The organism is Persicobacter psychrovividus, from assembly GCF_036492425.1.
GTDB classification, from domain to species: Bacteria; Bacteroidota; Bacteroidia; order Cytophagales; family Cyclobacteriaceae; genus Persicobacter; species Persicobacter psychrovividus.
In genome coordinates this window covers 2,139,070-2,157,879 of the sequence record NZ_AP025292.1, presented here as the reverse complement: position 1 = coordinate 2,157,879, position 18,810 = coordinate 2,139,070, and the positions used below count along the sequence as shown (strand labels likewise).

Here is an 18,810-nt window from a genome sequence, read left to right as displayed (position 1 = left end):
TAGAAATGGAATTGATTCTAAACTTCATTGAAAATAACCTGGCAATGATCACCATTTTGGTGCTTGCAACTTTTGTAGGTATCGAGATTATTGCCAAAGTACCAACGGTATTGCATACTCCGCTGATGTCGGGTTCAAATGCCATCTCGGGAGTGGTTGTGATTGGTGCGATCATCATGATCCTTAAGGCCGATGATGCAGACTATATCACCTTGGTTGTCGGTTCATTGGGTATTGCCCTGGCGATGGTCAACGTTGTGGGAGGTTTCGCTGTGACGAACCGCATGTTGGAAATGTTCAAAAAGAAAAAGAAATAAGCAGGTAACTGTTTATGCTTAATATTAGACTATTATGGGAAAAGAGATCATAGATTTTTTATATCTGATTAGTATCATCATCTTCATCATCGGGATGAAGGGATTGTCTAATCCAGCAACCGCCCGCAAAGGGAACCTGGTGGCTGGTGCAGGTATGGGCTTGGCCATTTTGATTGCTTTGCTTACACCAATGCTTGCCGGCACAGCCGTTTCGATGACCAAATATGTGTTCATTATCATCGCTATGGCGATTGGTTCTGGCGTTGGTTTGGTTGCTTCAAAGCGTGTAGCGATGACTGCGATGCCAGAGATGGTGTCCTTGTTCAACGGTTTGGGTGGTGCAACTGCCATGTTGATTGGTTTTATTGAATTGAAAAATTACGCACCAGAAGGTGTGGCAGGAAAACTTGCTGCCGTAGCCGGACATGCAGATTTGTTTACCGGTTCCGTATTTTCTTCTGTATTTGCATTGTTTATCGGTGCGGTGTCTTTCTCAGGATCTTTAATTGCCTGGGGTAAGCTGAATGGTTCTTTGCGTGACAACATTAAGTTGCCAGTGCCGCAAATTATCAATGTAACGACTTTGATTGCCGTATTTGTGTTGTCTTATTTGATTATGGCGGGCAATGAAATGAACTTCACTTTGCTGATCGTATTGACCATCGTTTCATTGTTCTACGGTGTGGCTTTTGTTTCGCCGATTGGTGGTGGCGATATGCCGGTAGTGATCTCATTGCTGAACTCATTTACAGGTATTGGCGCGACGGTTGCCGGTCTGATCTACGGAAACAATATCATGATTGTAGGTGGTATTCTGGTAGGTGCATCGGGTATTCTATTGACGATCCTGATGTGTGAGGCGATGAACCGCTCCTTGATTTCTGTTGTTATCGGTGGCTTCGGTGCATCTGCAAGCAGTGCGTCAGGTTCTGGTCGTGAGGAAGTCGTGAAAGAAGCAACGCCTTCAGATTTGGCCATTCAGCTGAAATATTCTGAGCGCGTAGTTATCGTGCCAGGTTATGGTTTGGCGGTTGCGCAGGCGCAGCACGTTTGTCATGAACTGGAGCAGGTGCTTGAAACAGAAGGTGTGGATGTGAAATATGCCATTCACCCAGTAGCGGGTCGTATGCCAGGTCACATGAACGTACTTTTGGCGGAGTCTGATGTAGATTACGATAAGCTGATGGAATTGGAGCCTGCCAATGATGCCTTCAACAATACAGATGTGGTATTGGTGATTGGTGCCAATGATGTAGTGAACCCTGCGGCAAAATCTGATGCTGGATCTCCGATTTACGGTATGCCGATTTTGGATGTGGAGCAAGCGAAAAACGTGGTGGTTTTTAAACGTTCTATGGGTACAGGTTATGCCGGTATTCAGAACCCATTATTCTTCGGCGACCGTACAAAAATGTTGTTCGGCGATGCCAAGAAATCGTTGGGTAAATTGAAAGAAGAATTGGCGAACGCTTAATATTCGTCCTTTTTATAAAAAAAATTAAACCGAAGTGATGACCACTTCGGTTTTTTTATGACCAATGCGCGCTAAATTGATGGGCGTCTCCATTAAAATTGTTATTTTTGCATAAATTTATTGAATTTTTAGTTGTTGATTACGTATCAAGCTTTGATATTTAATTCAACTGAAGTACAACCACAACTACAAACCTATGGTCAGGAAAGCTTTGTTTCCGCTGTCATTGATACTCCTTCTCTTCAATTTTATGCCCTTGCAAGCCCAAATCACCCTGATGGGTGATTTTATCAGCAGTAAGGAAAAAGTGTTTGGAGCAACCGTTTCAGCAGGAGGGAATGTGCTGATTTACCTTTCAGCAGGGAAGAAAAAACGAGCAGTAGAACTATTTGAGGTGGTTCGGTCTGAGGATGGGAAATGGGGCGATCCGATCAAGCTTTCGCATATCAGCCGAGATTTTGATGCGCTCATAGATCCCTTCATCAGTTACGATGCCAATTACCTGTTTTTCTCCGCTAAAGCAAAAGGGGGCGCAAGTTATGATATTTATTACAGTGAACGTTCTGGTGCTGTTTGGCAAAAGCCAAAACCAATCAGTGGTGATGTAAACAGCTGGAAAAAGGAAGGCTCTCCTTCTTTAAGCCTGGATGGGAAAACCCTTTATTTTACCCGGGAAGAATTTGACTACACTGGCGAGGGGAAAAACAACCTGTACCAGTCGGAATGGGTGAATGTTGGGTCGTTTTCTGCTTCCAAAAAAGTTGCCGCAGCTTTTAATGAACATGATGTTCAGCGACCCGTGCTTTATCGTGGTGGTCAAACGATGCTGATGTCCCTGAAAGCCCCCAACGGAATTGGTGGTTATGATATTCACTATGCTCAAAACCAGGAAGGGCAGTGGAGCAAACCGCAACCGCTGAGTTTTGCCAATACCCCCAAAGATGATTTTCTTGGTGGCGTACCGATTACCCTTGAGCAACTTTACACGGTGGTCGACGAGCAGCTTTATCAGGTGAAAATTCCTGAAGACCTTCCAGTAACGCCTATGGTGCTTGTTCAGGGTTATGTGAAGGATAAAAAAATAGGTATGCACCTTCCTGCAACCATGCGCCTGGTGGATATCGAGGAAAATCAGGAGGTGCTGGTAACGCAAAATAATGTGAATGACGGCTTCTACAGCCTGATTGCCCCTGCGGGGAAAAAATACAAACTGACCTTCTTTGCCCCCAACCATGTGGAGGCGGATACCTTGCTCGACCTTTCGGCCATTACGACCTATAAAAAGGTCAAGCAAAATTTCGCCCTTTCTTCTGATATTCAGGTGCAGTTTTCGCTGGCAGATGTGAAGGATCAGCGTTCTACCAGTGGCAAAATTAATATCTATACTGGCAATCAGCTGGTGCATTCTTCCTTTTTCGAGGCGGGGCAGCAGCCAGAGGTCGTACCTTTGCCCTTGGGGAATAAATATCAGTTTGAAGTGCTGGCCAACACCTGTCAGCCATACCGTGGGATTATCAATTTTCAGCATACCAAGCGTTACCCTGAGGTGTTTGTGAAAAACATCAGAATGCGACGCAAAATTCAGGAGTTGTACTTTGAGATTTTGACCCCTGCGGGTGAAAAGCCCAAGAACACCGAAATCTACCTGATGAATGTAGAGTCGGGGAAAGAACGCACCTATTCTGCCGTCAGCCTGGCGTATCTGGAATATGGCTCACGTTATAAGGTGTTGGTGAAGCAGCACGAAAAGGTGATCAATCAGATGTCACTGGTGGTGGATTCCCGCGGGAAAATCTTTCAGGTAAGCCCAAAATGGAAGTGGGGACAGCCTTTGAAAAAACAGGTTATCGCACCTGAAGGGCCTAAGATTGAGATGAAGTTGAGTGAGATATAAGTGCTTGTAATGGAATTAACTTGATTTTCGACGATAGCGGTTTGTTGTAGGTAATTAAAATATGGGAAATCAGATTTGCGGAATATTGATAAACTCGTTACCGAGAGAATTTTCGGAAGATGAACTGGATACAAAGAAATTAAAAACTAAAATAATAGCCAATTCAATTTCAAACCTGTCTCCAAAAGATTTGAGTGTTACTTTTTCTGATGGCAATACATATATCTTTCTAGATCAGATTTTCTACAAAAACATAAGTGAAGAAGATACTTTAACTGACCTTGAAAGTGATTTAGTGGACATCTTTCCTAAATCAAAAATCTTAATAGTTGTCATAAATTATACGGTTGATTTCACTGGATATAGTTTAATTGAAAATGGAATAAAAATTAGAACTAAAGCTGTTGTTAAAGATCAAATCTTTCTTGACTATGGTGATATATATGATATTGAGCTTAAAATGCTGGAACAGTATCATCGCATGCGAGAAGGAAAACCTAGGAACTTGACTAAAATGCGTGAGTTATACCCAGGTTATTCTGATGATAAGCTTTATGTTATAGATAGAGATACAGGAATTAAGTTTTTTAAAAACAGGCAACATTTCGCAGATGAACTTCCGTATTTTTATAAAGACGGAACAAGCGACAACTTGCTGATTGAAAAACAAATTGGCTCATTCGTAGATAGCGACATTTACGAATTAGAAAAACTGAATTGGGTAGTGTTTCAAAGAAGAAAGATAAACTTCAAAAATGACTCGCTTAAAGAGTATATCTATCTGGCAAAAAAATAAAAAAACCTTCAACACGCTGTATATTTCATGGCTGGTTGGTGGTTTCCGAGAATTTGGTTCTTCGTAGAAATCCCGTCAATCTGCAAGATTGACTAGATTCGGAGGACAAATTTAGCAAGTCAATCTTGCAGATTGACTCCGCGGTAAACCGAAATTTCACTACCTTGAATTCAGCCACGAAAACATACAGTAAACGTTAAATGGCAGTCTCTAATTTTAACTTTACAAACGTTTTAAATACGTGCAAAAAAAAGGCGATCAGTTGTTGATCGCCTTTTTTGAGTTTTATGCGGGTACCTGTTCGGTCAGTGGCCTTAAATCTACGGGGACAACTCTTGAAACGCCCTGTTCCAGCATAGTGACGCCATACATAATGTCTGTCGAAGCCATCGTTCGCTTGTTGTGAGTAACGATGATGAACTGCGACTCATTGGAAAAGGTACGGATGATGTTGTTGAACTTGTCGATATTGGCATCGTCCAGTGGGGCATCAACCTCATCAAAGATACAAAAAGGCGCAGGCTTCAGTAGGTAGATCGCAAACAGCAAGGAGGTTGCCGTAAGTGTTTTTTCCCCACCTGAAAGCTGGCTGATCGATAATGGCCGCTTTCCCTTTGGTTTGGCAATAATGTCGATCTTGGACTCGAGCGGATTTTCTGGGTCGCTGAGTTTGAGGTCACAATCGTCCTCTTCCGTAAACAGGGACCTGAAAACCCGAATAAAGTTGGTTTTGATCTGATCAAAAGCATGCATAAAATTCTCTTTAGCCGTTTGATCAATATGCCCAATGGTTTCCATCAGAGAGGTTTTTGCAGCCTCCAAATCTTCTTTTTGTTCGGTGATGAACTGATATCGGGTCTTGATTTCATCGAAAGCCTCTACGGCCAAGGGGTTGATCGGCCCGACTTTAGCCAGCTTGTCTTTGGTCTCAGCAACTTTTTGCTTCAGCAATTCAAGGTCGGTGATCTGTTCTTCTTCTTCGGTTTCCGACTGATCTTCCTCCAATAATTGCTCAAGATCGACCTCAAACTCTACGCTCAGGCGTTCTTTAGTGGCACTCATGGCCATTTTGGTTTCATTCAGCAAATGAGAATATTTCAGCATCAGTTCATCAGCAACCTCTTTTTCACGCTGATATTGCTTCAGTTCCCCCTCTTCCAATTCAACCTGACTGCGCGCCTGCCCATAGTTTTTTTCCATGCGGGTGAGCTCTTCCTCCATTTGCGTGCGTTCGGCATTAAGGGCATCCAGAACCTCGTCATCACCCGTGTCATAGGCATTTACCGCTTCCTGTTCCCGTCGGTTTTTCTCCAGTTCCTGCTTTTGCTGCTGAACGGATTTTTTCAATTTTAGCGATAGCTGCTCCAGTTGTTCGAGTTGCTGAAGCGTGTTTTCCATACGATGTTCCAGCTTGTGAAACTCAAGGTTTACAGTATTAAATTGACTTTCTACACGTTGGTAATCTTCATAAATACGCTCGTGATCTTCCTCAAAAATTTCAGCTTCCTCCTGTAATTCAAGAATTTTCTGCTGCTCCTCTTCAAGCTGAGGAGTTCGCAGGGCAATTTCTTCGGCGAGCATACCCAGCTTTTCCTCCACCTCCTGTCGATTATTGTCTCCCTGACTGATGAGTTGCTGTGTTTGCTCGAAGCGGCTTTTGGCTACGGCCCGCTCCTGCGCTAAAATCCCCAGTGCAATTTTTGAATCGGAGAGCTGTTCGGCTTTTGATGCCGACTGCAGGGCATGAATTTCCTGCTCGGTCGTTTCAAGAGCATCCTCATTGGTCTTGAGCTGTTCCCTAAGCTGGGCAATTAATTTGGTGAGCTGCTCTATCTGGCGGCCACTTCCCAAATGGCTATTTTGTTCGGCATTTATGGCGCCTCCGCCGATGCTGAACTTTTTCTGAATAAAATCCCCCTCATTGGTGATGAAAATGCCTGGCGTGTCGAGCGGAATTTGCTGTCGGTGGGCGACAAAATACACTCCATGAAGCAGGAGTTCGAGGAGTGGTTTATAAGTGGAATCGCAGACCGCGACCTCAGCGGCAAGGGTACAGGCAGGCAATGGTGTTCCGACTGGGGCGCCACTGATGTTATCGAGGATGAAGAAGTTGGCTTTGCCTTTTTCTGCTGATTTTAAAAGCTGAATGGCTGCCATGGCTTCGGCTTGCGTTTGCACGACAAAATAGTGCATGAACGGTTCAAGGAAAGCGGAAAGCGCTGGGTGATATTGTTTCGGTGCATCCACAATTTCAGACAGTAGTGGCGCAGGCCCTTCGGACCATGCAGACTGCTGACGCAGACACTGGAGCGCTTCTGGGTAGCCCTCAAGATTCTCCATAATAGATTGCTTGAGCTGTAATTCATTGGTTTTGGCATCGAGTATTCGATTGGCGTTCCGAACCTGCTCGCGCAAACCTTCGGCAACCTGTTGCTGCTCCGCAATGCTTTCTTTCAGTTGTCGTTCTTCCGCTTCAAGCGCGGTGATGGCTTTGTGCTGCGCCTCGTGCTCCTGATCGAGCTGCAAGAGCGCCTGTTCAAAAGTGCTCAGTTCGCTTTTCTGCTGCTGCTCCTGAGCGGCGTTTTTTTCAAGCTCCTGCTTGAGTGCCGATTGCTGTACTTTGGCGACTTCCAGTGCTTTTTGTGCCTGATACAATCGTTGCTGACTGGCCTTTTCTGCTGAAATGGCAGAGGTCATTTTCTGTTTGTACTCATCGACCTGTGCTTTGAGCTGATTTTTCTGCTGCTCCAGTTGCGAGCGTTGCATTTCGCTGTCGTTGAACTGCCGTTCACTGGATTGCAGACTCATGTTTGTTGCTTGAGTTTGTTGCTCATTCATGGCCTGCTGCTCCATCAGTTCCTCACATTGTTGCTGCAATTGCTCGGCCCTTTCGGTCAGTAATCTTTTTTTCTCCAAAGCCACATGTTGCGCACTTTGGTAATCCCTGATTTTATTGACCTGCTGATTCAAGGCCGTCTGCTGGTTTTTCAGGGCGTGCTCTGTGTCTGTTAAAATGGCTTTTTGCTCCTCGATGGTGGCGGTTTTCAGGGCCATTTGGCTTGAAAGGGCAGTCCGCTGATCAGAGGCCGTTTGTAATTCCTGCGTGGCCCGTAAAAATTGATCGCGCAGATCGACAATCTCCAGGCAGGCAAGGGAAAGGCTCCACTTGCGGTAATCCTCCTTCAGCTTAAAATAGCGCTGGGCGGTTTTTGCCTGCCGTTCGAGGGAGCGCATATTTTTTTCAATTTCCGCCAGAAGATCGTCCACACGCTCAAGGTCCGCATCAGTATCGCGAAGTTTACGCATGGTTTCTTTCCTCCGAACCTTGAACTTTGAAATGCCCGCAGCCTCTTCAAATAACCCCCTTCGGGCATTTTCTTTGTCATTAAGGAGCTCTTCAACCATTCTGAGCTCAATAATGGCGTAGGAGTTGGCGGTAATTCCCGTGTCGAGGAAGAGCCCGTGAATGTCTTTGAGTCGGCAAGTAACGCCATTGAGCAGGTATTCACTGTCGCCGCTTCGGTAGTAACGTCTGCTGATCGTAACGGTGTTGTATTCCGTAGGGAGCAGGTTTTTGGTGTTTTTGAAAGTCAGTGACACCTCCGCCATATTGGTCGGCTTTCGCTGTTTGCTGCCATTAAAAAGGATATTCTCCATTTTTTCTGAGCGCAGGGCACTGGTTTTCTGCTCGCCGAGCACCCATCGGATGGCGTCAATAACATTGGACTTCCCGCAACCGTTGGGGCCAACGATCCCCGTGATGCCTTCGTTGAAGTTAATCTCTATACGATCACCAAAGCTCTTGAAGCCTTTTATTTCTAAGGACGTTAATTGCATTTTTTATTCTTCTGCGCTATGCTGATTTTTTAGTGAGTATGAGGTTGGTGGTCACAGATTTCCTGCGTGGGTACAGTCCCTGAACCTAAACATACTGGGCAGGCCGCATGGACGCGCTTTGCACCGTTGCATAGGGAGCAGGGGGCAAATCCGGTGTTGTTGCATATCTGGCAGATGGCATATTCGTTCAGCCCAAACTGATTGACGGTAATTTTTACCCCTTGCCCCTGACATGCTCGGCAGCGTTCTTTGCCAACGCCATGGCAGCGGGGGCAGGACTGGTCGAGGGTGCCTTTACCGCTACATTCGGCGCAGGCTTTGAGTCGGTAGCCGAGGGCATTACAATATTTACAGTCGATAATGACTTGCAATTTGCTTTGAATCTTTTGTTTCAGCGCAATGGCTGCAGGGTAATAGTGTCCTTTTTCACCTTCGAGGCCAATGTATTTTTCCACAAAATTTTGTGCATTCTTATACTGGTCAATCTGATAGAGGGTTTCGGCAAACAGATAGGCCATATCAGTGGGCAGGACATCCTTGGTGGCCAATGCCCGACGAAAGGCAATGTTGGCATTGGGGTAGTCTTGCTTATCCATGTACTGCTTGCCCAGGGTTACCCACTTAACCACCTCGGGGCTGAAACGATAATCCTGTCCCTGATAATACTGCGCCTGCGCATTGGTTGGTTGAAATAAACACCAAGCAAGCATCAACAACAGTATGCTGGCGAAGGGGTGGGCAGATTGGTCAAAAGATATAAATTTCAGCTTGCTGAACATGGTGATTAAAAAATTTGTGAATGCTTAAAATAATGTATTATCCTCAGAAAATGGCGGTTTTAACGCTTTTTAGCATTTCAAATCAGGATTTCTTTTTAGTGAAAATCGATTTGACAAACAGCAGAAACTCATCCCTGGTTTCGGCATTTGTGAGGATCTCCTTGAGGGTTTTGAACAGGTGCGAAAGGGTAACGGTTTTCGGCTGTTCAACCTCTGAGGCAGGAATAACCACCTCGGCAGCCTTTGGCTGAGGCTTGGGTGCTTTGGTTTTTTTCTCCTTATTTTTTTGAGGTTTGGCAATGGCGATCTTTCCATTTTTCTGCTTGACCTCAATCTCCTCGGCTTCCTCTATTGCCTTTTGGTCCTCTGCCGACCGCTGCGGCTTGTTGAGTTCATCAGCTTCCTGATAACTTTTCTGGGCATCTTTCATTCTGCCCATATTTTCGAGGATCATGCCGCGGTTGTTATGCGCTACGGCATCTTCTGGGTCAAGGGCGATGGCCTTGTCGTAATCAGCAATGGCACCGTCATAATCCTTGAGGCGTTCCTTGATGAAAGCTCTTGAAGAATAGCGGTAAGGGTTCGACGGTTCGAGGGATACGGCTTTGTCGAAATCCTTCATGGCCTTGTCGTGCTGCTTGAGCATAAAAAAACAAACGGCACGGTCGCCATAATACTGGGCATTGAAAGGGCTGGCATTGATCAGCATGGCGTAATCCTGCGCTGCCTCCTGATATTGTTTGTTTTTTCCGAGGGCAATGGCACGGTTCACACGGCTCAACTCATGATTTGGGTCGAGAAGTAATGCCTGATTAAATTTCTTGATGGCTTCGGGAAGCTTGTTTTTCTGAGCTTCGGCAAGGCCTTCTTGAAACAGATTATCTATATTCATGTGGATTCAGTTCGATCGATTTAAAAATTGCGCTTGCAAATATACGACTATTTGTCTTGATTTTTCACTTTTATCGGTAGTAGCTGCGCAAGCCAAGAGATGAAATAGGTAGCTGCACAGAGAATAATTTTCATATTTTAATATTCAGGATCGTCGCATTTCTCTTATTTTTGCGGGCATGAATAGTTCCGAAAACCAACTGAGTGCCATCAATTGGCCAAAGCGACTGGGAATACTTGTTGGTATTTCTTTTTTAATCCGACTCTGTATTGCTCATTTTACCGCTTTGGGTAACGATGAGGTGTATTATTGGACGTATGCCGTGCTGCCTGATATCAGCCATTTTGATCACCCCCCTTTGGTGGGCTGGCTTATACGGCTCAGCAGCCTGAATTTGAATTTTACCAATGAAGTGTTTATTCGCGGTGGGGCGCTATTGATTGGCTCGGTGAACATCGTGGTCTTTTTCAATATCGGTAAATACCTGAAAGATGAGCTGACAGGCTGGTACGCTGCCTTGCTTTATGTAGGCTCGGTTTATTGCAGTATTATTGCGGGAACTTTTATTCTCCCCGATACGCCGCAGTCTTTGTTCTGGCTCCTGGGGCTGTTTGCTTTTATTAAGGCTTTTGATGAAAATCGGCAGCAGGACGACCATGGCAAGCAACTGCTGCTGGCAGGGCTTTGGACGGGCTTGGCGATGTATAGTAAATACCACGGGGTGTTTCTGTGGATGGGTGCCTTGTTGTATATCAGTTTTAATAATTGGCGCTGGTGGTTGCGCTGGGAGCTGTATGCTGCGGGTATTTTGAGTATTCTGATTTTCTCTCCTGTGCTGTACTGGAATTATCAGAATGCATTTATCAGTTTTACTTTTCACGGTGAACGGGTAGATCCAAATACGGGAGTTAGGCCATTGTTTTTGATGCAGGCGGTATTGGGGCAGATTGCCTATAACAATCCCATCAATTCCGTTTTGTGTATTATTGCCCTTGTTGCTGCTCAGCGAAAAAAGTTGACGATTGACCCTTTGCGAAAAGTATTGATTTACATGGGGCTGCCCCTGGTGCTCTTGTTTACGGGAGTGGCATTGTTCAAGCAGATTTTGCCCCACTGGACAAGTCCTGGGTTTTTCAGCCTGATGTTGCTGGCCGCAATTTGGCTGCGGGAGCGTAAAAACAGCCAAGAGGTGCTCTACCCTGCGGTGTTGAAATGGTCGGTAGGCCTGATCCTTTTTATTTTTGTGGTGGGTATCATCGATATTAATACAGGCATTGTGCCGCTGTCGCATGAAACAGCACCCACACGTATCGGGCGGGGAGATGTAACCCTTGATATGCATGGCTGGAAAGATTTGCGTGCGCCCTTTGCGGCATTTATAAAAAAAGAGAAGGAAAATGGGAAGTACCTCGGCAACAAGATGATGAGCCAAAAATGGTTTCCTGCTGCTCACCTGGACTTTTATGTGGCCACGCCTTTGGGGTTTGACATGTATGGTGGAGGTAATTTGCTCGACACCCATGAGTACGCCTGGCTTACTGAAGCACGTGGCGGATTTAAAAAAGGAGACAGTGCCTATTATATTACCCCTTCGACCATGTTTGTAGATGCTGAAGGGCTGTATGCTGACCATTTTCAGCAGGTGGAACTGGCGACGGTCATTCCTGTGAAAAGGGGAGGGAAGTTGTCCCGTAACTTTTATGTTTACAGACTGATTAAGGCTAAAAAAGACTTGCACCCCTTTGCGCATCCGCAATGGCAGTAGGGGGCTGGTCGTGAGGCTGACTTATGCTTTTGTTCTTGGGCGCGCAGGTGTTTTTTAGCCGTTTTTTGCGTTTATTGAAACATGAAACAAAGTCAGCATACCCCTATCGTTGTTTTGCCTGAAGCCCTCGAACAGCCCTCCTTTATGGGTTGTGGGATGGAAAATTCCAATGTTACTTTGGGCGAACTTATTGGAGAATATAACCGCCTTATTGCGCTGTTGCGGCAGGCCGTGATGTCGATGGCAGAGCACCGTCAGTTGACGGTAGAGAATTTCGATCAGGTCGATCTAAAAAATAAGCACGGATATATCATTAATGGCTCGCAGCTTTCCAAATTGGTGAAAAAGTACAGTTACCTGGAATTTGCCTATGATGACCTGTATTTTTTTATGCCCGATACCTTGACAGCCAATAAGTTGCTGCGTGGTATTGATTACTGTGAGGCTTATGCACAATGGGAGCAGCGCTTTTCCTCACTCAAAGCGTAAATATCCTTTCGGAAACTTGATAAATGAACGTATTTTCATTTAATTTGAGTATGCGCATAAAAGATGAAGGAAAAATAGCCCGAATTTACGAAGCGACTATTCAGCTGGTGAATGAGATTGGCATTGTAGGAGCGACCATCCCCAAGATTGCCAAAGCAGCAGGAATGGCTTCTGGTACGCTATATATTTATTTTGAAAATAAAGAAGCGTTATTGCGGGCACTGTACCTGGATTTGAAAACCAAAGTGATGCAGGTGACTTTTGAGGAGATTGACCCTCAGCAACCTTTTAAATTGCAGTTGTTTCAGTTGTGGAAAGAACTGATCGATTTCAGCGTAGCACATCAGCCGCAGCGTATTTTTATGGAGCAATACAAGCAAAGCCCTTATTATGATTCCACCGTTCGGGCAGCTTCGGGGGAATGGCTTTTGCGTGCCGATGCCTTTCTTGCCGAAGGCAGGCGGCAGCTTTTGATTAAGGATGCACCCCATGACCTGGTCTTTAATTTAATGTATGGTTACCTCACGGCCCTTGCAACCGCACAACATCAAAAAGAAATAGTCCTGACTTCCGCCAAGATCGAGGCCTCCTTTCAGTTGCTTTGGGATGCGATAAAAGCATAAACCAACAAAAATGAAAACCTTTTCATTTTTGGATCGTAAGCATCTACATATCACATTTAATTAATCTCATGCCTCAACCACGCTTATTATGGTTTTTACTGCTGTTCATCATGACGGCAGTCGGCTATTCCTTTATTCAATCCTCGATCATGCGACCACAATTTGACTCCCCGAATTTTAATGGGAAGAAGTTTGTTAACCTAACACCTGCCAAGCCTTATTATGAATATGATTTCTGGGCTACGGCCAAGGCTTATTATCATGCCAAAACGGAGGACAGACTTCCAAAAATTGATATTCCAGTACATAAGATCAGTGCCAAAGATTTCAGCCTGAAACCTAAAGATTTTGAATATACCTGGCTTGGTCATTCTTCGTTTATTTTAGATTTTGAAGGGCAGCGCTTTTTGGTAGATCCCGTTTTTAGTGAACGTGCCTCGATGTTCAGCTTTGCTGGTCCAAAACGTTTTCATGAAGTACCGATCACCGTGGCTGAATTACCGAAGCTTGATGCCGTACTGATTTCACATGACCATTACGATCACCTGGATGCGGCCACGATTAAATCTTTGGCAAAAGAGACTTCCGTACACTTTTATGTGCCGCTTGGCATAGGGCATCACCTCAAGGGTTGGGGCGTTTCTGCGGAGCGTATTCACGAATATGACTGGTGGGAGAGTGTGCAACTTGGGACGGTGAAGCTGGTCTGTGTTCCTGCCCGTCATTCTTCTGGGCGCGGGATTTTAGATCAGTCCTCAACGTTGTGGAGTGGTTGGGCATTTATTGGCGCAGGGAGAAAAGTGATATACAGTGGCGATACTGCGGATATGCCCACAGAATTTCAGGAAATCCACGATCGTTTTGGCGGGTTCGATATCAGTATTTTTCAGGTTGGAGCCTATGATAAGTTGTGGGAAGATGCGCACATTTTACCCGAACAGTCATTGAAGGCGAATCAGACGTTGGGGGTCAAGTATATGATTCCAGTGCATTGGGGTACTTTTGATTTGGCGTTGCACACTTGGGATGCTCCCATAAAGGCGCTGTTTGCGGGTATCGGGCAATATCAGTATCAGATTAAAGTTCCAGAAGTGGGTCTTCAGCAGGCCTTCGAAGATTTATCTGGGAATAATTTTTGGTGGCAGGAAAAGAAAGTTGGTAACGTATTGAAAAAAGCGATATAAATATTGTATTTTATCATATCTAATGTGTGTTTGTCCCTTAATATTTTAAAAAGTATTTTTCTGGAAATTTGTGTATGAATTTTGATGAAGTTCTATCGCATTAAAGTATATGAAAAATGACCACTGATAAAAGTGAAAATCAAGTGAAAAAAGAGGTTGAAGAAACCCTGAGTCAATTGACTGCTTTGAAAAAAAACGAAACGATTGATCATCTGGTGGAAGAACTTGCTGATGACTTTGCCGCCCTGGCAAAGCAAATACATACCGCCCAACAACAAAAGAAAAACTGATTTTGAAATTGGTCAAAATAAAAAGCCTCTCATGAAGAGGCTTTTTGTTGTTTGAAGAATTGGCTTACCTGACTTACTTGGCTTTCCTGTAGCTTTTGCTTTGCTTCTTGCCAATTAAATCTTTTGTTTCTTCCAGATAGGCGCTAACCGACTGATGGAGCGCATCTATAGGGACTTCAATATCGGCCTTGTTGGCAATATGAAGTGTCTCGTTTTTATGGGCCCCTTTAATGCTGGGGCAAATAAGCATTTTGTATTGTAAGTTCAGCCGCAGCGCGAGTTCCTGGTAAAGTGGAGAAACATACTCCGAAGGAAACACCTCAATGACCTTCGTTTTTGGTTCACAGAAGAAAAGGTTGGTTAAGGCCGCCCCGTGTGGCGCTATAATCACCTTCGCCTGCTTAAACAAGGCAATCTGTTTTTGAAAGCTAAGTTTTGAAAGCTGAATAATATCAAAACCCTGCTTTTGCAGGGCAAGGATCACCTCGTCTTCATTGGTTACCCTTCGCTGGCTGGCATCGCCTCTGCTGATGTATATATATGGTGCTGCATCTATGGTCGCTGTTAGCTCAGCCGTATAGGCTTTAAAGAAGTCCATCAGCCATGGCCTGAACCATCCGTTATACCTCGACGTTGTGGGCAAGTAGAGTCGTTCGCATTGCAGGTATTCAATGTTTTCTGCATTGATGATTTTCTCTTCGGGAATTCCGAAAAATTCGATGGATTGTTTTTGGAAAGTCAGAGAATAATTGGGCATCAGGAACCAGTCAATGTCATCCCATCGCCCACTTTTTTTCAATAGCCACAATCGGGGGATAGCGTCCACCATCCAATGGAAGTAGTTGTCTTTTCCTCCACCAATCACCATGCTGAATACGCTTCCCTGAAGTTGTCTGGGCTTGCGTATTTTTGGTAAGTAGTGGCCCGTTGAACAAGCCTCGGCACTGCTGTCCACACGATGAAAGTAAGAATGCTGTTGAAGAATAAGATTGTTTTGCAGTACAAAAAACTCAAAGAGGTTATCTGTAAAAACCGTGCAGTTTTCTACAATCGTTAGGCTCGAGGGCGGCGTTTCACAATCGGCATTTTGTGTTTTGTAATCGTCACGAAAATGAATAAAGTCGTGCTCGGGAACCACCATGGGCAAAGGTTCTGGCGGGATTACAGGAATCTGTTCTAAATTAACTTCACTCTCCTGTGCAAAAAGATATCGACGCATGAAAACGGATGCGATCTGCCGACCCACCTTTTTTCCATTCAATTGTCGCCGAGCGATAGATTTTAGTTTTTTTACTGTAACCATGCTAAAATTGATGATGTTCTCTTTATAGGAATGCTTATTATTCTAAAAAGTTGATCCTCAGCGATGATCGATCCTATATAATTGTTCAATAGTGCAGTTTAATGATATGTTTGTAGGAGTGCGCATTATTGACGATCTTTGCGGACTCAATTTTACTGATATGCAGATTACCGTAAACGCCAAGAGCTGGGATGAGCTCGTTGAAAAATCAATCAGTGCATTGCGCCCTTTTGCGCCTTGCCGAACATTTAAGCTCACCATCGACCTGAAATACGACAGTGCTTTCTTTGTTGATGCGCTACAGGATTATCAGTTTATGGAAGTGGTTGAACATATGTTCTCTGGCCAAACGGTCATGCACTGGAACGCACAGGCAGTTACTGATTTTGATAAAGGTTTTGAATTTCGGTTTCGATTCAAGGCGAAAGGGATCACGGCTTTCCATCCTAAATATCGGGCACAATCAACCGATTAATCAATCGTCTCTTATTGACATCTCTTCAAGGTTTTCCATTTAGGCAGAAAGCCTTTTTTTGTGGGGTGATTTTTTGTGCCATAGGGAGGTGATCGACGATAAATTACCTAATTCCCCTTTTTAAGAACTCAACAAAAGCAGGACAGGGGCTGATCCTTCCTTCAGCTTGAGAGGGTGACTCATGGGGCTACGGGGTCGTGTGCTGATCGATTGAATATGGCGTTTGACCTTCTTTCGATTTGGGGAGATTCTGGCAGGGCAAGTGATTTTTCAGGCATAAAAAAAAAGCCACCCGAATGGGTGGCTTCTTTCATTTCTTATTGTCAAATGATTATTTGATCATTTGTTGAACATTGTCCAATAAAGTTTTTGCAGAAGAGTTGTTTGGCTCGATCTCCAAAGCTTTTTCCAATAATGGAATCGCTTTTTTAGCTTCCGCTTTAGCAGCTTCGATTTGCTTTGGATCCGCTTGCATCTGGTTGGCTTTCTTTACGATTTTAGCACCTTGCTTGTAGTATTTGCTTGATAAAGTGTGAACCATTGTACGGCTTTTTGGGCACTTTTCGATACCTGCTTCACATGCTTTATATACCTCGTCCATTTTCTTTGCTTTTTTCAAAGAAGCAACTTTCAGGTCAAGGGCTTTACAAGCTTTATAGTTGTTTTCTGCAGCTTTATCGAAATAGCTTGCAGCTTCGTCATATTTCTTGGTTTTGTAAGCAGAGTAACCAGCGTTAAAGTAGATAGTCGCATCCACTTCTGCAGGCATTGCAGCTTCAGCTTTTTTGTAAGCGTCCAATGCTGTGGTGTAATCTTTCGCCGCCATTGCTTTGTTCGCATCGTTTTTCAGTGCTGCGAAATCCTGTGCATTTGCAGTGAAGGCCATTGCTAAGACGCAAATCACTGCCAAAAAAGTTCTTTTCATAATGTTATAAGACTAATTTTCTATAAAATCCAATTTAAATATATAATCAACTAACGAAAACCTCAAAGGATTTTTTTCTAAAGTCCGTTAAAAATCGTTAAAACTGATCAATGCTGGATTTGGGTTATAAATATTTGATTGTTTTCTATTAAAAATCTTTCTCGTTGATTAAAGTACCCGACTTATCATAGTATCGCCATTTACCAACTGGTTGGTCATTTTTGTAACTTCCGTTACTTTCTATGCGGCCATTTTTCTGATAGAACATCCATAAACCGTTTTTCTTGCCCTTGATAAAATCGCCTTCCGCTTTTACTTTTCCGTTAGGGTAGAACAATCGACTTTTGCCCTCTTTAAGCCCATTGGCATAATTCTCTTCGCTGACTTTTTTGTCTTCTTCATTATAAAAAATCAAAGTGCCATTGCCATCAACAAAGGTGCCTTTTTTAAGCGCTTTTCCTTTGCTGGAAATCGGGTCTGTGCATTTTTTCAGCAAACCATTTTCATAGGTCAGTTCGGTTTGCAAAGCGCCATTGGTGTGGAAATACCCCCAAAGACCTTCTTCTTCCCCTGCGAGATAGGTGCCGATGCTAGAGATGGATTTATCTGGATGGTAATAAAACCATTGTCCACCTTTAAGGTCATCAACATAATGCCCCTCCGACTTCAGGCTTCCATCCCTGTAAAAAGCTTTCCATAGCCCATTTCTCAGGTCATATTTATATTCTCCTGCTTCGGAGGTCATGCCGTTTTCGTAAAAGAACTCCCAGTTGCCAGTTTTCAGCCCTTCTTTGTATTTCCCAACTGCGCTTCGTGCTTTATTGTCAAAATATTCAATATAAGTGCCACTTTCAAGGCCGTCCTTATAATTTATTTTTTTATAGATATTGCCATTTTCATAGAACATGGCTGCGGCGCCCTGCACGGTATCATTTACATAATGAAACACCGATTCTTTTCTGCCCGATTCAAAGTAAGTCGTTTGCTTTCCCTGGATCAGCCCATTTTCAAATGTCTCCTCTTTGTATTTTTGCAGGCTGAAAGGATATTGGTATTTCCAGGTGCCTGATTCTTTGCCATTGATATATGTTCCCCTGGTGATGACATTTCCAGCATTATCCATCTCCACGTATTGGCCGTCGGGTTTGTCGGCTTTATACTGAGCGGCAGAGGCTATATTTCCCCACTCGTTGTAGGTGTTTACATTCCCCTCAATCAGTCCGTTTTTATAAGGGACTTCTTTGATTTTTTTTCCAGCTTCGTTATAGAACACCCATTTGCCCTCTTTTTTCCCGAACACATAAGCCCCCGAGTTTTTGAGTTTGCCATTTTCATGATAAGTATTGAAAAGGCCATTAAGCTTGTCATTTTTATAAACACACTCCAGAAACAGCTGCCCATTGGCATAAATTTGCTGTTCACCACCTTCCTTTTTCCCTTTTTTGTAAGAAACTTTTTTGTACAGTCGTCCCGCTTTTGTGTAGCTGTTCCACATGCCTTCCTTTAGGCCATCCTGGTAAATCCCTGCGACCAGTGAGTCGGTGCCATGAACATAGTACCATACGCCCTCTCGGACCCCGTTGGGAGTGGTTTCCCCAGTGAGGGTCATTGTTTCTTTCTGTGCGACTGCGGGGCTTGAAAAAGCAAGTCCACAAAGCAGTATAGCGAAAAATATTATCCTCATATTGAGTGTTTACAAGTTGATTGAATTACTTTCTATCGACTAAATTAATATTTAAAAGGGGATTCAAGTAATATTTGGGTGGT

At 44.1% G+C, this 18,810-nt stretch carries 16 protein-coding genes; 10 read left to right on the top strand and 6 right to left on the bottom strand.

Annotated elements, in window-relative coordinates; genetic code table 11:
• The first annotated feature begins 5 nt into the window (after positions 1-5).
• From AABK40_RS09185 to AABK40_RS09170, 4 genes are all read left to right on the top strand, one after another.
• Positions 6-317 carry an NAD(P) transhydrogenase subunit alpha part 2 gene (locus AABK40_RS09185; protein WP_332918968.1) on the top strand — a complete coding sequence of 104 codons (312 nt, stop codon included), beginning with the start codon at positions 6-8 and terminating at the stop codon, positions 315-317.
• Between the two features lie 34 nt (positions 318-351).
• The gene (locus tag AABK40_RS09180; protein WP_332918969.1) at positions 352-1,791 is read left to right on the top strand and encodes an NAD(P)(+) transhydrogenase (Re/Si-specific) subunit beta; all 1,440 of its coding nucleotides are present in this window, start codon (positions 352-354) and stop codon (positions 1,789-1,791) included.
• Between the two features lie 196 nt (positions 1,792-1,987).
• Positions 1,988-3,685 (top strand): TolB-like translocation protein, encoded by a 1,698-nt coding sequence (locus tag AABK40_RS09175; protein ID WP_338396846.1) that lies wholly within the window; start codon positions 1,988-1,990, stop codon positions 3,683-3,685.
• A gap of 61 nt (positions 3,686-3,746) precedes the next feature.
• Positions 3,747-4,481, top strand: coding sequence for a hypothetical protein (locus tag AABK40_RS09170; RefSeq protein WP_338396845.1), 735 nt, complete (start codon positions 3,747-3,749; stop codon positions 4,479-4,481).
• 285 nt (positions 4,482-4,766) lie between these two features.
• Here the strand turns inward: AABK40_RS09170 and smc are convergent, their stop codons facing one another.
• From smc to AABK40_RS09155, 3 genes are all read right to left on the bottom strand, one after another.
• Complete coding sequence (gene smc / locus AABK40_RS09165) at positions 4,767-8,318, bottom strand: chromosome segregation protein SMC (RefSeq protein ID WP_338396844.1); 3,552 nt, start codon at positions 8,316-8,318, stop codon at positions 4,767-4,769.
• Between the two features lie 29 nt (positions 8,319-8,347).
• Positions 8,348-9,028 (bottom strand): tetratricopeptide repeat protein, encoded by a 681-nt coding sequence (locus tag AABK40_RS09160; RefSeq protein WP_338396843.1) that lies wholly within the window; start codon positions 9,026-9,028, stop codon positions 8,348-8,350.
• A 151-nt stretch (positions 9,029-9,179) separates the two neighbouring features.
• The gene (locus tag AABK40_RS09155) at positions 9,180-9,989 is read right to left on the bottom strand and encodes a tetratricopeptide repeat protein (RefSeq protein WP_338396842.1); all 810 of its coding nucleotides are present in this window, start codon (positions 9,987-9,989) and stop codon (positions 9,180-9,182) included.
• Between the two features lie 178 nt (positions 9,990-10,167).
• Between AABK40_RS09155 and AABK40_RS09150 the strand changes: the two genes are divergently transcribed.
• The 5 genes from AABK40_RS09150 (at position 10,168) to AABK40_RS09130 (ending at position 14,340) form a co-directional block, all read left to right on the top strand.
• A complete protein-coding gene (locus AABK40_RS09150) occupies positions 10,168-11,754 on the top strand; it encodes an ArnT family glycosyltransferase (RefSeq protein ID WP_338396841.1) in 1,587 nt (528 codons plus the stop codon).
• Between the two features lie 81 nt (positions 11,755-11,835).
• Positions 11,836-12,243 carry a hypothetical protein gene (locus AABK40_RS09145; RefSeq protein ID WP_332918976.1) on the top strand — a complete coding sequence of 136 codons (408 nt, stop codon included), beginning with the start codon at positions 11,836-11,838 and terminating at the stop codon, positions 12,241-12,243.
• A 50-nt stretch (positions 12,244-12,293) separates the two neighbouring features.
• The gene (locus AABK40_RS09140; protein ID WP_332918977.1) at positions 12,294-12,866 is read left to right on the top strand and encodes a TetR/AcrR family transcriptional regulator; all 573 of its coding nucleotides are present in this window, start codon (positions 12,294-12,296) and stop codon (positions 12,864-12,866) included.
• A gap of 68 nt (positions 12,867-12,934) precedes the next feature.
• Positions 12,935-14,050, top strand: coding sequence for an MBL fold metallo-hydrolase (locus AABK40_RS09135; RefSeq protein ID WP_338396840.1), 1,116 nt, complete (start codon positions 12,935-12,937; stop codon positions 14,048-14,050).
• 116 nt (positions 14,051-14,166) lie between these two features.
• On the top strand, positions 14,167-14,340 hold the full coding sequence (locus AABK40_RS09130) for a hypothetical protein (RefSeq protein ID WP_338396839.1): 174 nt from the start codon (positions 14,167-14,169) through the stop codon (positions 14,338-14,340).
• 73 nt (positions 14,341-14,413) lie between these two features.
• Here AABK40_RS09130 and AABK40_RS09125 read toward each other — a convergent pair whose 3' ends face one another.
• Positions 14,414-15,643: a glycosyltransferase family 61 protein gene (locus AABK40_RS09125; RefSeq protein ID WP_338396838.1), complete on the bottom strand. Its 1,230-nt coding sequence runs from the start codon at positions 15,641-15,643 to the stop codon at positions 14,414-14,416.
• Between the two features lie 106 nt (positions 15,644-15,749).
• On the opposite strand from AABK40_RS09125, the gene AABK40_RS09120 reads away from it, so the two are divergent.
• Entirely contained in the window at positions 15,750-16,118 is a 369-nt protein-coding gene (locus tag AABK40_RS09120; protein WP_332918981.1) for a hypothetical protein, read from the top strand.
• 331 nt (positions 16,119-16,449) lie between these two features.
• On the opposite strand, the gene AABK40_RS09115 is transcribed toward AABK40_RS09120, so the two are convergent.
• Together AABK40_RS09115 and AABK40_RS09110 are read right to left on the bottom strand one after the other, a co-directional pair.
• The gene (locus AABK40_RS09115) at positions 16,450-17,043 is read right to left on the bottom strand and encodes a tetratricopeptide repeat protein (RefSeq protein ID WP_332918982.1); all 594 of its coding nucleotides are present in this window, start codon (positions 17,041-17,043) and stop codon (positions 16,450-16,452) included.
• Positions 17,044-17,191: 148 nt separating this feature from the next.
• Complete coding sequence (locus tag AABK40_RS09110) at positions 17,192-18,727, bottom strand: toxin-antitoxin system YwqK family antitoxin (RefSeq protein ID WP_332918983.1); 1,536 nt, start codon at positions 18,725-18,727, stop codon at positions 17,192-17,194.
• Positions 18,728-18,810: the final 83 nt, after the last annotated feature.